Here is a 15,748-nt window from a genome sequence, read left to right as displayed (position 1 = left end):
CGGACATTATTAACGTTGACGGCCAGAACAAAATATGTAGGATAAGACGCCCTGCTATAAAATATCGGCGTATGCGTACAAACGAATGGCCGACTTTAAGCACGCATTTGTGCTTACAGTTTTTGTTGGCTGTAAGCACACATAAGTGCTTACAACAAAAAAGGCTGCCACCCAGTAGATAAATCTACTGAATGAGCAGCCATTTCTTTTTCCTCTTGCTTATCAGCCTCTCACATTAATCATTTACTATTAATTAAAGCCAAATTCTCCTGCCATCTAGCTGTACGGAATTCATTTACTTTGTCGAAGCCAAGATCCGTAGTCGTTTTCTTCGCTTCGTCGATCAGGCTGAGCACCTCGGCGTCGCTCTTCGCGAACAGGATTTTGCCGAAGTATTCGTTTGCGATCTCGCCAACCTGTTGATTGATAATTCCTTCATCCGTTTCAGGAGCCGGGTCGATATTGTTGTACTGCGTCATGTTTTGCGATGTCTTCCAAGCAATGTTCAGCTGTGCCAAAGAACCCCAATTGCGTTGTTCTTCCGGCAGCGTTTGTTCAATCTTCTGCTTGCTCGTATCGACAAACGTGGCATTGCCTGACCATACGTAGGCTTCGAGCTTATCCTTGTCCTTCTCCTCTTGCGGCGTGCTGAACCATTTGTCGTTCGGAATCGGTGCGCCCTCCGCATCAAAATCGTCCCAATACAAGCCTTGCGGCCCGAAGAACATAATACGCGTGCCTTCCTCGCCCGTCATCCAATCCAAATAAGCGAAGATTGCTTCCGGATTTTTGGCGCTTGTCGTAATGACATTCACATTCCAGCCTAGTGCGTTATAGCCATTCGGATATACTTTATTTTTATCCAAGCCAGACTTCGCTACCGGCCAAATAAACTCATAACCGGCATTCGGGTCCTGTGCTTTCAACGCGTTATGCCCTTCGCGGCCCATGTTCGTTGCATTGCCGCCAACAAATACGGCTACTCTGCCCGTAGCAAGCTTCTCTTTTACTTGATCGTCCTTTTGCGTCATCGCATCCTGCGTCATCAAGCCTTCTCTGAACAGCTTGCTTGCATACAGCATCGTTTCTTTCCATGCTTCATTGTTGTAGATCGTATCGAACTTGTCGCCGTTTGGATATGCCTTCATCGAATGGAATGCCCCGGCTGCGCCCTCTTGGAAGCTAGGGAACATAACCTCTACGCCTGAAGCGTTGCCGCCAACCTCTAAAGGCACAACGTCAGGATATTTTGCTTTTACCTGCTGCAAGTAAGCGTACAAATCATCGGTCGTTTCGAGCTTAGGAGAGCCAAGCTCCGCATATATTTTTTTGTTCACGAACCAGCCGCCGTTGCCCGTTGGAGCCGCCGTATACCAGTTAGGGAACTGATAGATTTTGCCGTCGCTGGAGCGGAGCATATTTAATGTCTCTTCGCCCGCCCATTTTTTCAAATTGGGATACTTATCGATATATTCATCAAGAGGAACAAGCGCTCCCGCTGCTCTGAGCCGTTCTACCTCAGGCCCGCGGTCCATCATAATCGCATCTGGCAGCTCTTTGGAGGCAATCATCGTGCTCAGCTTTTGTGCTGCCGCACCACCCGATTGAATAGGCTCTACCGTAACCTTCAGGTTGTCCTGTACCCACTTGCTGTTCGGGTTCGCGCCCCATGGCTCAGTGGTCCACCAGTCATAATGGACATAATAAGAAAATGATACCGGCGTTTCCCCCAAAGCAAAACCTTTGCTCTCATCTGCTCTATTAGAGCCTGTATTGCCCGAATTGCCTGCGTTGCCCGTGTTCGCGGTGTTCCCGCCGTTATTGCCTGAGCAGCCAGCGAGCAGCACAGAACCGGCAAGACCGACGGTCATAAGCGCGGTCAGCAGCTTTCTTCCTTTCATATTCGACGCCTCCCAATTTTTAATATATATACTCAAACCCCTCGCCGAAGCTATCAGGTCGAATACCGCGGTTACTCCTTTAAGGAGCCGATCATAACGCCTTTTACGAAGAAGCGCTGAACGAACGGATAGACTAATACGATTGGAATCGTTGCCACCATCATCGTCGCCATTGTGAGCGACTTGCTCGTGACGCTCTGCATCCGGCTGAGTGCATCCGAGGCAGCGCCGCTCCCTTGAGAGGCAATCGAAAGCTGCTCGCTCATCGTATTCGAGTTCATAATTTGCTGCAGGAACGTCTGGATCGGATAGAGCTTCGCATCGTTAATAAAGATCGTTGCCGTAAACCAATCATTCCAATGGTAGACCGCCGTAAACAATGAAAGCGTAGCCAATACTGGGCCGGATAAAGGAAGCACAATTTTGAAAAAGATGCCGAACGTGCTTGCTCCGTCAATTTTCGCTGACTCCTCCAGCCCATCCGGCAAACCCATGAAGAAGGTGCGGAATATGATCATATTCCATACGCTTACCGCGGTCGGAATGACCATGACCCAGAACGTATCCATAAGGCCCAGCTCGCGGTTGAGCAGGTAGAAAGGAATAAGACCGCCGCTGAAATACATCGTAATAATCGCAAAAATCATATAAAATTTTTTCCCGATTACACCTTTAACGGACAAGCCGTAAGCGAAAATGGAGGTGAAGAAAATCGATATCGCAGTGCCTGCAAGCGTACGCGCAACCGAAATCAGAAAGGCGTCCGCGATGCGGTCATTCTGGAACACGATGCTGTAATTATCAAGCGTAAACACTCTTGGCCATACCGTTATTCCGCCCTTAGCCGTATCTAACCCCTCATTAAAGGAAATGACGGCAGAGTTCCAGAACGGATATAACGTAGCCAGCCCTAGCAGCACTAGGAAGATATAAATGAACGTTTGCAATACTTTGTCGCCGCTGCTCAGCTTCACTAGGCTTCACCACCTTTCTGCATATTGGCCGTCTGAGGCTGCTTTACCATAGGCTTGTACCTGCTCTTCTAGACAAATAGTTCGCCATCGTCAGCAAACCAACGCTAATAACCGCCTTGAACAATCCGACCGCCGCCGCATACGAGAATCGGTTGTTGATGATCCCAATCCGGTACGCATACGTATCGATCACCTCCGCCACATCGCGGAGCATGGCGCTTCTGCCGAGCAGCAGCAGGTCATCAAAACCAGCGTTCAACAGACTGCCGATGTTCAGAATGAGGAAAATAATAATGACCGGCGTAATCGAAGGAAGCGTTATCAAAAAAATTTGTTTGAACTTGCTTGCTCCGTCAATCGACGCCGCCTCATACAAGCTGGGGTTTACGCCAGCGATAGCCGCCAAATAAACGATTGTCGCGAAGCCGATTTCCTTCCACAAATTCGTCGTAACGATAATGCCCCAGAAGTATTCGGGCAGCGACAAGAAATTAATCGGCTTGTCGATGAGCCCAAGCGCCTGCAGCATAATGTTCAGGCTTCCGTTATCGACTGACAAGATCGATATCGTAAAGCCGGATACGATTACCCACGATAAGAAATGCGGCAAATAACTGATCGTTTGAATCACTTTTTTGAACGCCATGTTCCGAACTTCATTGAGCATCAGCGCAAGCAGAATCGGTGCCGGAAAGTTAATGACCAGCTTCAAGAGACTGATCACAATGGTGTTCTTAATGACCCGGAAGAAGTCAGGCGAGTTGAAGAACATTTCGAAATGCTTGAACCCTGCCCAAGGGCTGCCGAAAAACCCTTTAAATAAGCTGTAATCCTGAAACGCCATCAGCACGCCGTACATCGGAAAATAATTAAATACGAGGATAAAAACCAATGCCGGAAAAATCATCAGCTGCACTTGCCATTGAGACAAAAACCGCCGCCAAAGCGGTCTTTGTCTGCGAGGGCTGCTTACCGTTGTATTCGCTGTTGCTGGTGTTTGCACGCTACCTCCGCCTCCCTTTTTCTGGCCTAGCTTAGCCCTTTACTGCTCCAGCCGTTATGCCGCGCGACATTTGTTCGGTAAACAATAAATAAATGATGACGGTCGGCAAAGCGATAATGGTCATTACAGCAAACTGCGCGCCATAATTGGATGAATATTGCCCGGTAAACTTCATGATGGAGAACGGCAGCGTCTTGAACGTCTCGGACGTTAGAAACGTATTCGCCATAATGAATTCATTCCACCAGCTGATGAAATTCATAATGCATACCGTCGCGATCGCTGGCTTCGTAATCGGCATAATAATACGGAATATAACGCCAAAGACCGAGCAGCCGTCCATTACCGCCGATTCCTCGATGCTTCTTGGGATCGTCTCCAGAAAGCCCGAAATAATAAGCAGGCTGATCGGCAAGGAAAAGGCGATGTACGGGAGAATAAGCGACAACGGGTTGTCAATGAGGTTCAGCTTGTCGAACAAAATGAAGTTCGGCAGCAGCGTCGCGTGAATCGGCACGATCATGCCAAGCATGATGAACGCCATAGCCGGTCCGCGCAGCTTCCATTCCATTCGCGTGAACGCGTAGCTGAGCATCAGCGCAAGGAAAGCCGCTGCCAGAATCGTCACGGTTGTAATAAAAACGCTGTTCAATAAGAAGCGCGGAACGTTTCCGTATGTGAACGCATTCACATAGTTATTCCATTCAAACGATTTAGGCCATTTTAAAATGCCGCTTCCAAAGAAATCCCCGCTCTTCAGAAACGAATAATTGATTAGCCAAATGAGCGGAAAAATTTGAAGCAGCGCCACGCTCCATAAGATGAGATGAAGAATAATCTTTAATGCGGGCGATGCGGCATCCTTCTTCTTCATGCCTACCGCTTCCCGGTTGGTCTTAGCTGCAAGGGCTCCCACAAGCATGCCTCCTAAAAAAATTCGTATAACAAAAGACTCATACGTATCTGCCTACGTCAGAACTCGCCGACATCTTTTTTGAACGCTTTATTCATCGCAAGCGTAATGATAAGACAAATAATAACGAACACAACGGATATCGCGTTTCCATAGCCGTAAAGCGAGGAGGAAAACGCTGTTTTGTACAAGTAGTTGCCGATGAATTGCGTCGTGTTGGCTGGTCCTCCATTCGTCATGAGAAATACCGTTTCCATCTGCTTTAAGCAGGCGGTGACAGCAATGACGACCGCAACCCGAACCATTGGAGAGAGCAGCGGAATGATAACCCTTGTGTACAGATTTACTCTGCCTGCGCCATCAAGCTCAGCTGCTTCGAATAAATCCTTCGGTATGCCTTGAAGCCCCGCGTAATATAGCAGAAGCGCATAGCCGAAGCCTTGCCACATCACGACAACGATGACGCACCATATGGCGATTTGCGGATCTCCGAGCCAATCCTGCTTCCAAGCGCTTAAGCCCACGCCTTCGAGCAATTTATTTAACATCCCGAAATTCGGATGAAATACGCTTACCCACATTTTTGAGGTAACCACGATCGAAATAACGGCCGGTATAAAAAAGATGGCCCGAAACCATTTCTCAAGCTTTCCTGCATGCGTGACGAATATGGCAAACAATAACGCAATAGGATGCTGTATCAGAAGCGTTGCTGCAAGCAGCAGCAGTGCATTAAGCAATGACCGCCAAAAAACGCTGTCATGAAATAAGATATTAAAATAATTGTCCAGCCCAACGAACTCGTATGCGCCTATCCCCGTCCAATTCGTCGTACCATAGTAGCCGCTCATGATAATCGGAAAGCAAACCATGAAGAGAAACAGCATAAAGCCAGGTGCGACTAGCCAGAAGATGGTGAGCCGATTGCTCATCAGTTTGTGCATGGTTCTCCCCGCTCTCTCTTTGGCAGCAGGCAGGGACAACCGTAATAAAATCGGCTGCCCCACCGCTGCATGGTAATCTAGTTATTTCAGTACAGCGACTGCCGCATCCATTTCCGTTAGGAACTGCTCAGGCGTAATTTGCTTGCCGAACAGCTTCTGGTGCGCCTCCATTACTTTTGTCTTGAACTCATCGGTGCCATTATCATGTACCGGCGTTCCGCTGGAGGAGGTCATGGCGCTGAAAATATCAACCAGCTGCTTTTGTAGCGCCGTTTCGTTGCCTGTCAGGAACTGGTCGAACTTCTGAGCCGGCGTGCCGGAACCGTTTTGCCATACTTGCTTCGCCCAATTGTCAGGTGCAAAGAAATATTTTAGGAACGCTACTGCGGCTTCTGAATTTTTCGAGTTTTTCGATATGGAATAACCGCCGCCATACCAAGCCGCTACGTCCGTTGTCTTGCCTTTATCGGAAGAAGGATACGAGATCGCGCCTACATTATTGCGGAATTCTTCAGGGAAGTTCTCGTCCGTTGCAAGTCCCGCTTCCCAGTTGCCCATTACATACATTGCCGCTTGGCCTTGGCCGAATAGATTGCGGGAAGTGCCGTAATCCGCAGTTAGGAATCCGTCCGCAAGTCCTTTGTTTTCTGATAGTGCAGCAATGTCCTGAGCCGCTGCCAAGAAATCAGCATCGCCAGAAAACTTGCCTTCGCCCTTCAATACCGCGTCCATTTTGTTGAAATCGCCTGTGTGGCGCTGTGCCGCGTATTCAAACCAGATTGGCAGCGACCAGCCTTCCATCGCGTTTGTCGCGATCGGATTAATGCCTTTCGCTCTTAACTGCTTCGATACCTCCAGCAATTCCGCCGTCGTTGTCGGAACGGTCAAGCCGTTGTCGTCAAACAGCTTTTTGTTATAGTAGATAACGAGAAAATCGGTTCCGCGCGGCAATCCGTACAGCTTGCTGTCTTGCGAGAAGCCGTCTGTCGCGCCTGGAACAAAGTTGCTGTCCGCAAATTCAGCTGCATTCAGCTCAAGCAGCATATTGTTGTCGATAAGCGGCTTAATGAAAGACGTCTGGCCCCATGATTGAATAATGTCAGGCAGCGCATCCGTAGATGCATATACTTTAATTTTTGCTTTGTAAGGCTCATCCTGAAGCGCTTCGACTTCAATTTTCACGTTCGGATTTTCAGCCATGTAGCTATCGATGATTGCTTGCTCGATTTTGCCGGCTCCGTTAGAGCGGTCAGCAAGTGCCGTGAAAAACTTTAGCGTTACCGGCTCCGCATCCTTGCCCGCATTCGCCGCGTTCGTTTCCTTCGCTTCATTGCTGGGGCTTGGCTCCGTCGTGCTCTTATTTCCATTCGTTCCGTTGTTGCCGGAGCCGCATGCTGCCACTGTAAATACCATGAGCATCGCCACGAGCGTGATCCATATCTTTTTCATCGTTACCCCACCTTTATTTATTTGACCAGGCGTTTCCTGTTCTGCCCCCATTATAACGTGGAACTGATGCGCCAAAATATGACTCAAAATTTAGAATAGATGCCTCATTTTTTGGATCATAGGCAAAAAACCACTACCTCGAATTAATTCTTGGTATACTGAAATCACAAATTTGAATGACCACAGGTGAAAACGATGAGAGCTCTTTTCCCTCCCTTTCGACATATTACGCTTCAGCGGAAATTACTAACTCTAGTCATCCCTCTTCTTATAGCTACCGTAGGCATTACGGGATTGTACTCGTACTATATCGCCTCGGGCGAGGTCGTCGATAAGCTTCGCCAGTCTCAGATGAACATGGCAATCAAGACGAAGGACCAGCTGGACTATTTTGCCAAAAATACGCTGAGCTTCTCCAATTATTTGTTTCTGAATCCGACCGTTCAAGGCATGGTGATGAATGGGGATACGCCCCAGCGCCGCGATCAGGTATTCAAAAATTTGCTGCCGCTTATGGTTACGGGGGAATCGATCCAATCGCTCATCCTATACCCGACCTTGAAGGAGGAGGTAACCGGTCAGCCGTTCGTCATTACGCAAACAGGCATCGCAAGCGCGATAAGCCTGGAGGGCTTCACGAAAACCCGCTACTACGAGAGGCTTGCCAAATCGGAGACCGGACAAATATGGGATATGTTCTATCCATCGGATTATATTTTGCCTGGCGATTACCATCACAAGATCGTCTTGATTAAACCCTATAAAAGCTTTTACAATTATTCGCGCAGCGGCCTTCTCATTATTGGGATGGATGCCGATAAGCTGAGCAAAACGTTATACCATGACAACGAGGATGCCACCCAGTTCATTATGAATGACCAAGGCATCGTGCTCGCTGCAACCGATATGCAGTGGATTGGCAAGCCGATCACGCTGCTTCCCGTTTTTGATGAGGCGGATGCTGCCAATCTTCATCCCGATCGTGGCCTTGCGCAATTGAAGCAGAAGAAGCAATATATCGTCTCCGATTCCGTGTCGGACATTACCGGCTGGCATTCCGTCGTCATTCAGGACCGCAGCAAGCTGGTGCTTGAACTGAAGCATATCGGCTCCGTTACGTTCTCGATTATGGCTGTCGTTACGCTGATTACGATTTTAGTCTCATGGGTTATCGCCCGCATCATTACAAATCCGATGAAAAAGCTCATGTTTTCTATGAAAGCGCTTCAGACTGGCGACTTTACACAGCGTGTCCATTTTAACGGGAACGACGAGATCGGCAGGCTTGGTCATTTGTACAATACGATGGTCGGGCGGATCAAGACGTTGATCGACGATGTCTATGCCTCGAGGCTGAAGCAGAAGGAAGCGGAGCTAAAGGCGCTGCAATCGCAAATTAATCCTCACTTTCTGTACAATACGTTAAATATGATCAACTGGAGCGCCATGCAGAAGGGCGATAAGGAAATTTCGGAAATGGTCATTTCCCTCTCTCAGGTGTTCCGTTTAAGCCTGAATAGCGGAAACGACTTCGTCGAGCTGGAGCATGAGATAGAGCTGGTGCGAAACTACTTGTTTTTGCAAAAGAAACGGTTCACGACCCGGTTTAATTTCGAGATCGATATGGAGCCGTCCATTCAACATTTCCGCATGCCTAAGCTGCTGCTTCAGCCGCTCGTCGAGAATGCCATAATCCATGCGATTGAGCCCTCGGGCGGCAATGGACATATTCACGTCAAAGCTTATACGGCCGATTCATGGATTATTCTTGAGGTCGTAGATAACGGACTGGGCATGCCGGAATCACAGGTTAAGCATTTAAACGAGGCGCCGGCTCAGCAGCCTATGAAAAATTTGCAAATGAATGCCCCTCACTCCGGCATGGCATTATCCAACATTAAAGAAAGGCTCGCTTTATTTTATGAGCAGGCGGAATTCGAAATTGTAAGCAGAGAAGGCTTGGGCACTAGAGTGCAATTACGAATCAAACAGGGGGGCAACGGAAATGGCGCTTAAAATGATCGTTGCGGAGGATGAGCAATCATTCCGCGAAGGCATCCTAACACTCGTCGACTGGAAGCTGTACGGCATCGAGATTGCAGGAGAAGCCGAGAACGGACGGCAAGCTTTGGAGATGATTAATCATGATCCGCCCGATCTGCTGCTAACGGATATCCGCATGCCCCACTTGAACGGACTCGACCTGATTCGCGCGGCGAAAGCAGCCGGCCATCAGTTTCATTCGGTGCTGCTGACAGGCTACAACGAGTTCGAATATGCGAAGGAAGCTATCAAGCTTGGCGTATCCGACTATCTCCTCAAGCCGTGCACGCCGCATGATATCGTTCGCGTCATTTTGGAGCTAAAACAAAAGATCGAAGAGTCGGAAAACGAGGATAAGGCGGTCAACGAGCTGAACCGCAGCTGGAATCGCAACATTCATTTGCTCAAAAACCAAATTTTGTCCCAGTGGATTCAGCAGCCGCTAATGCCGCTTGAGAACCGGTGCAACGTCATGAGAGAGGTGGAAATGAAGCTTCTTCCCGGCTCCATTCAGGTTGGCATGATCCGCATCGATTCCAGCATAGGCCCTAATGCCGCAACCTCCAAAAGGGATTTAGAGCTCATTCGCTACGCGCTGCTGAACATTACAGGCGAAACACTTCGCCCGCTATATGATGGCAGGCTTGAAGTATTCCGTCATGGCGACGAGATGCTGTGGATCGGCAATTATCCGGCTGACACTACGCATGAAGCGATTGAACGCGCAATGAAGGAGCTGCAGTACAATCTTGAAGCCTATTTGAAGCTTTCCATCAGCATATCGATCAGCTCGGTGAATGCCTCGGTCAATTATGCCCATATCGGCTATCAGGAAGCGATGGAAGCGATGCAGGGCCGATTCTATCAAGGCCGTGGCGGCATCTTCTTCTATACGGGCAAGGATAAGCAGCAGTCAGCCAAAGCTTCTATATTGGATGATGCCCTGCTCAACCGAATGGGGAAGGAACTGCTCGTCGCTTTGCAAAATGAACAATATGAGCAGGCAGTTGATGCGATCGAGGCCGGTATGTCCCATATCCGCAACAACTCCGGCTATTCAAAGACTGAGGTGCAATTATATGCGACCAGCCTCATACTCGAGCTGCAAAAGTTTGCTCAGGAGCGCAAGGTAGCCTCCATTGAATGGCAGGACAGCTTCGTCAACTGGATTGAGCAAATTCCGAATATGGAGACGCTGGACGACTGCTCCGTCGTCCTGCAAAAAATCGTCCAGAGCATCGTCGAGGCCGTATCCAACCAGAAGTCGCTCCACCGCACCGTACATGCGACGATTGAGCTCATTAAGCAAAGGTACAACACGAATCTTACGCTGGAGCTGGCCGCCAAGGAAACCTTCGTAAGCAATTCGTATCTCAGTTCTCTGTTCAAGCAGGAGCTCGGCGTTAATTTCCTCGACTATCTGCACCAATACCGCGTGGAGCGCTCCAAGGAGCTGCTTCGCCAAAGCTACAAAATTTACGCCGTCTCCAAGCTGGTCGGCTATCAGGAGGAGCGCCACTTTAGCTCAACCTTCAAGAAATGGACGGGACTTACGCCTCGGCAATATCAGAAAAATTACAATGCGGAATAAAGAGTGGTACCATTTGAAGCGAGGCGTATTTCTGCGCCTCGTTTTTTTTACTTCATTTCCAAAAAAACGGTTAACTTAATGGTTTTGCCGACCGATATATAGGATAGGTAAATAGACCTAACAGCGCGCTTCGGCTTAATTTTTTAAGCAATGCCACGACCATCTTAGAGGAGGTATTGCCGTGCAGTCTAGCTTCAATGCTAAACTAATGACCATCATGGGTGTTTTCAGCATATTGCTTACGCTCAGCATATCGCTCGTTAATCAGCATCGATTAAAGGATAATTTGATTGCCGGCTATAAACGTGAATCCGCTTTAGTCGAAGACACGGTCGTCACCGCAGTCTCGGCAGCAGACAAGGCTTTTCTCATCTCAGATCAAGATATTGAAAATAAAATGAAAACATATTCCCATCGTTTGCTGCAAAAATACTATGAAACCCCTGATGTAGCCACCTGGGACTATCAGGCACTCAAAGAACAAATGGGCGGCATGGATATTTACGTCATTGATGATACACAAACCATTCGGCACAGCAGCTTTACACTCGATGTTGGCCTAAGCTTTGCTGATGACGGAGGCGCAGAAGGCTCCTTCTCTCATCTTCTGAAAGAAAGGCTGATGGGGTACTCCTTTATCGCGGATGGGCTTGATCAGGAAACAAATACGGGGAAAATTAGAAAATACAGCTATATCCCTACCCCAGATCATAAATATTTAATTGAGCTTGGCTTATATCTCGATCATAATCCGATCTTCCAAAGCTTCAACTTTCTCGAAATTAGCAACAGCCTTATCGAAGAATACAGCTATATCAACGACATTACCATTTTTACAACGACGGGAAAATCGATTGGAAGAGTGGGCACGGACGGAAAGTCGCTCACTGTTGCCGAGCAAAATATGCCGATCTTCAACAAAGCGTACACGGATTCCACCGTACAAGAAATAACAAGCGAGAGAAATGGATTGCCAGTCACTTATCGGTATGTGCCGTATACCATTCAGGTGGACAATACAATAAGCCGCTTTACCGATCAGCGAATTATTGAGATTATTTACAACGAAAAGGAATTGCTTGCAAAGCTGCAGCAAAACAGGCAGGTGTTTCTGCTTCAGCTGTTAGCGACCATAGCCATTGCGCTTATCATCTCTTACATAATCACGAGGCTTGTGGCAAGACCGATGTACCTCGCATCCCACGATATATTGACGGGTCTTTCCAATCGTGCGACCTTTGAAAACTCTCTTATTTCAAGCATCGAGAAAAATAAGCGAAAACAGAGAAACACAGCACTGCTTCTGATCGATCTCGATAATTTTAAAATGGTCAACGACACGCTAGGGCATGATGCGGGGGATAACTTTTTAAAAGAAGTCGGCAAACGAATACGTTCCGCTATTGCGAATCCCGATGCTGTAACCGCGCGGCTTGGCGGAGATGAATTCGCCGTGATACTGAACCATATCCATGCCAGGCAGGCTGCACTCGAAGCAGCAGGCCACATCATTCATGAGCTTAAGCGCCCCATGGAAATCAAAGGCATTAATGTGGTAAATGATTTTGAAACGACAGTGTCCATCGGCATTGCCATTGCTCCTCTGCATGCACAGGACTCCGAGGAATTGTACGCTTGCGCGGATCAGGCGCTCTATCATGCCAAGCGCAGCGGTAAAAACACTTTTAGCTTTCATGACGACAAACAACCCGCACGGGAATGAACCGGTGCGGGTTGTTTGTGTCGCGCAAGCCTATGCCATTACTTTACAAATATCGTTCGTAAATGCTACTGGATCTTGAATAGGCAGCCCTTCAATCAACAGCGCTTGATTATAGAGCAAGCTCGTGTATAGGCTCAACTTCTCTTTATCGTTGCTGTAGGCGTTTTTGAGCGATTGGAAAATTTCATGATTGATATTGATTTCCAGAACCTTGTCCGCTTGGACACCTTGGTTGTTCGGCATCGCCTTCAATATTTTTTCCATTTCGATCGTAACTTCTCCTTCGGTGGACAAGCATACAGGATGCGTTTTGAGACGTTTTGATGCTTTTACGCTCTTCACTTTATCCTGAAGGATCGTTTTCATCTGTTCAAATAGCTCCTTGTTCAGATCCTGCTCTTCAGCCGTTTCAGTATCGTTAGCGTCTGCTTCAATGCCGAGATCGCCGCTTGATACCGACTTGAATTCTTTATCCTTATATTTCCCGACCATCTTGATCGCAAACTCATCGATGTCATCGGTAAAGTACAAAATCTCAAACCCTTTGTCCGTTACCATCTCGGTTTGCGGCAGTCTATCGATTCTTTCGATCGACTCGCCTGAAGCATAATAAATATATTTCTGATCCTCGCTCATTCTCGATACGTACTCATCCAGCGTAACGAGCTTGTTCTCCTTGGAGGAGTGGAACAGCAGCAAATCTTGAAGGACGTCTTTGTTGGCGCCGTAATCGTTGTAAACCCCGAATTTAAGCTGTCTGCCGAACGCTTTATAGAAGGATTCGTACTTGTTCCGATCATCCTTCAAAATGCCCTGCAGCGCGCTCTTGATTTTGCTGTTGATATTTTTGGCGATCAGCTTCAGCTGGCGGTCATGCTGCAGCATTTCTCTCGAAATATTAAGAGAAAGATCCTCCGAATCAACCATTCCTTTGACGAAGCTGAAATAATCCGGAAGCAGGTCCGAGCATTTATCCATAATCAACACGCCATTCGAATAAAGCTCCAGCCCTTTCTCGAATTCCTTCGTATAGTAGTCGAAAGGCGTGCTTTCCGGAATATACAAAATCGCATTATAGACAACAGCGCCGTCCGCGCTAATATGAAGATGCTTAATCGGCTTATCGAAGCCGTAGCGCTTCTCGAAATAAAATTGATCGTAATCTTCCTGCGTAAGCTCATTTTTATTTTTCCGCCATATCGGCACCATGCTGTTGACGGTCTGCTCTTCTTTATATTCCTCAAACTCGTTTTCCGCATCTGCCTTAGGACGTTGGCCCTTCACATCCATCTTGATCGGATAACGGATGAAATCGGAATATTTTTTGATAATTGATTTTAAGCGGTATTCTTCCAAATACTCGTCGTATTGGTCGTCCTCGGTATTTTCTTTAATGTTCAAGACGATTTCCGTACCTACCGAATCCTTCTCGCAAGGCTCGATCGTATAGCCGTCCGCCCCCGTTGATTCCCATTTGAACGCCTCGTTGCTGCCAAGAGCCTTAGTCACAACCGTAACGACGTCAGCCACCATAAACGCGGAGTAGAAACCAACGCCAAATTGGCCGATAATATTGTGGCCGTCCTTCAGCTCATTTTCATTTTTGAACGCAAAGGAGCCGCTCTTCGCAATGACGCCAAGATTGTTTTCAAGATCCTCCTTCGTCATTCCAATACCTGTATCCGTAATGGTAAGCGTCCGTTTTTCCTTGTCGGCAACGACTTTGACATAATAGTCCTCTTTGTTGAATACCAGCTGATCATCGGTTAGCGCTTTGTAATATAGTTTGTCGATGGCATCGCTCGCATTAGAAATCAGCTCTCTAAGGAAGATCTCTCTTTGCGTATAAATGGAGTTAATCATCATTTCCAGCAATCGTTTCGATTCGGCTTTAAACTGTGTTTTGGACACGAGTAAGTCCCCTTTCCATTCATCATTCAAGCATAACGGTTACTGCATGCCTTTGGCGGCAAGGTTGTACCTCTTCCATATTAGCACTCATATCTATAGAGTGCTAATCCTTATTTTTATATAACATAAACTATTTTTTACTGTCAACTTGATTTTGGAAAAATTCAAAAAAAAGAGAAGCTGCCCAAGGTCATCGACCTTAGACAGCTTCTCTTCATTAAGAATAGCAAATTCGCTTAAAGCAGTCCCTCTAGAAAAGGCTTTTCGAGCAGCAGCCGATATTGTTTTTGCTCGGTATAAAACATCCCGCGGATAGCTGCCGCTTCTTTTTCAATCCTGCCCACTCTATCCAATATGCTCTCCCCGAGCCGCTCGTCGCCTGTCGACAGCACGAATTCAGAAAGGTTGATGGAGAAGCCGAAGTCGATGGATTTGAAGCGGTAACCAAGGCAGATGAAAGGCACGTCGGCAGCGGCCGACAGATAACTAGCATGCAGCTTGAAGTTAATCGTTAGTACGCAAGACTTCAGCCTATCGAGCAAATCCTCATGATGATAGAGCTCAAGATCGAGCTCAACTTTATCTTTGTCTCCAAGCCTGGCATACAGCCTCTTGCATGCTTCCCGATCCGGGCCCCATACCGGAAAAATGCGTATGCGGTAGCCCTGTGAGATAAGCTTGCGCAGCGCCTCTGCCAATTGCTGCTCCACCTTCTCCTCATTTCCGCCAAAAATCCGATTATAGGCCGTTCCCCAGTTTACGCCTATCGTTCGGCTCTCTTGCGCTCGTTTTCGCGGCGATGGCGCGGGCAGCAGAAAGGCTGGATCGCCGCTAATAATCGCATGCGCCATATCAACGCCGGAATGCTCCAGAAATTGATAGGACAAAGGGCCGCGCACGCCGCAATACACCGATTTTCGAACGAGCTCCGCCAGCTTCTCGTTTGTCCCTTCGTTTCCCCCCGTGTAGGCTAGATTAGCTGATACTTTTCCTTCTGCATCGAACACGGGAAAGTCCTGCCTGTCATGGCCACTTCCCCAGATCAGTACGTTCTTGCCCTTCTGAGCGGCTTGATAAGCAACGTCAATATACCCTGGAATGAGGAGAGAGCCTCCGCCCAGCACGACCGTGTCATACGGTCCCGGATTACGGATATCGACGCCCGGTATCGATGGTATGACGTCATAATGCTTGTCAGGCAGATAGGCTCTGCACCGATCACGGAACAAGAGCCACATCAGCTCATCACCAATATTGTTGAATCCTAACCAGCCCACATACAAAATTCGTTTCATG

The 15,748-nt window shown here is 47.8% G+C and carries 11 protein-coding genes; 3 read left to right on the top strand and 8 right to left on the bottom strand.

The genetic code is table 11. The features are described from left to right. Window positions 1-239: 239 nt before the first annotated feature. The 6 genes from HI950_RS18970 to HI950_RS18945 all read right to left on the bottom strand — a co-directional run bounded on the left by HI950_RS18970 (window position 240) and on the right by HI950_RS18945 (window position 7,184). Complete coding sequence (locus HI950_RS18970; protein ID WP_169089938.1) at window positions 240-1,901, bottom strand: extracellular solute-binding protein; 1,662 nt, start codon at window positions 1,899-1,901, stop codon at window positions 240-242. Window positions 1,902-1,972: 71 nt separating this feature from the next. After that, window positions 1,973-2,875, bottom strand: a complete 903-nt coding sequence (locus HI950_RS18965) for a carbohydrate ABC transporter permease (protein ID WP_169089936.1) — start codon at window positions 2,873-2,875, stop codon at window positions 1,973-1,975. A 43-nt stretch (window positions 2,876-2,918) separates the two neighbouring features. Further along, window positions 2,919-3,782, bottom strand: coding sequence for an ABC transporter permease (locus tag HI950_RS18960; protein ID WP_169089987.1), 864 nt, complete (start codon window positions 3,780-3,782; stop codon window positions 2,919-2,921). Window positions 3,783-3,909: 127 nt separating this feature from the next. Then, window positions 3,910-4,794, bottom strand: coding sequence for a carbohydrate ABC transporter permease (locus tag HI950_RS18955; protein WP_317618406.1), 885 nt, complete (start codon window positions 4,792-4,794; stop codon window positions 3,910-3,912). A 56-nt stretch (window positions 4,795-4,850) separates the two neighbouring features. After that, entirely contained in the window at window positions 4,851-5,735 is an 885-nt protein-coding gene (locus HI950_RS18950) for a carbohydrate ABC transporter permease (protein ID WP_169089932.1), read from the bottom strand. 81 nt (window positions 5,736-5,816) lie between these two features. After that, the gene (locus tag HI950_RS18945) at window positions 5,817-7,184 is read right to left on the bottom strand and encodes an ABC transporter substrate-binding protein (protein ID WP_169089930.1); all 1,368 of its coding nucleotides are present in this window, start codon (window positions 7,182-7,184) and stop codon (window positions 5,817-5,819) included. A gap of 195 nt (window positions 7,185-7,379) precedes the next feature. Here HI950_RS18945 and HI950_RS18940 point away from each other — a divergent pair, with 195 nt between their 5' ends. From HI950_RS18940 to HI950_RS18930, 3 genes are all read left to right on the top strand, one after another. Beyond that, window positions 7,380-9,200: a cache domain-containing sensor histidine kinase gene (locus HI950_RS18940; RefSeq protein WP_169089928.1), complete on the top strand. Its 1,821-nt coding sequence runs from the start codon at window positions 7,380-7,382 to the stop codon at window positions 9,198-9,200. Continuing rightward, a complete protein-coding gene (locus tag HI950_RS18935; protein ID WP_169089926.1) occupies window positions 9,190-10,818 on the top strand; it encodes a response regulator transcription factor in 1,629 nt (542 codons plus the stop codon). Before HI950_RS18940 ends, HI950_RS18935 begins: the two co-directional genes overlap by 11 nt. A 181-nt stretch (window positions 10,819-10,999) precedes the next feature. Then, a complete protein-coding gene (locus tag HI950_RS18930; protein ID WP_317618405.1) occupies window positions 11,000-12,541 on the top strand; it encodes a diguanylate cyclase domain-containing protein in 1,542 nt (513 codons plus the stop codon). Window positions 12,542-12,571: 30 nt separating this feature from the next. Here HI950_RS18930 and htpG read toward each other — a convergent pair whose 3' ends face one another. Both htpG and HI950_RS18920 read right to left on the bottom strand, forming a co-directional pair. Continuing rightward, a complete protein-coding gene (gene htpG / locus HI950_RS18925; protein WP_169089924.1) occupies window positions 12,572-14,452 on the bottom strand; it encodes a molecular chaperone HtpG in 1,881 nt (626 codons plus the stop codon). 236 nt (window positions 14,453-14,688) lie between these two features. Further along, complete coding sequence (locus HI950_RS18920; protein WP_169089922.1) at window positions 14,689-15,747, bottom strand: polysaccharide pyruvyl transferase family protein; 1,059 nt, start codon at window positions 15,745-15,747, stop codon at window positions 14,689-14,691. Between the last annotated feature and the right edge of the window lies 1 nt (window position 15,748).

This window comes from Paenibacillus sp. PL91 (assembly GCF_012935325.2).
Taxonomy (GTDB): domain Bacteria; phylum Bacillota; class Bacilli; order Paenibacillales; family Paenibacillaceae; genus Pristimantibacillus.
Note: the sequence above shows the minus strand (reverse complement) of the source record. Positions and strands in the feature narration are given on the sequence as shown.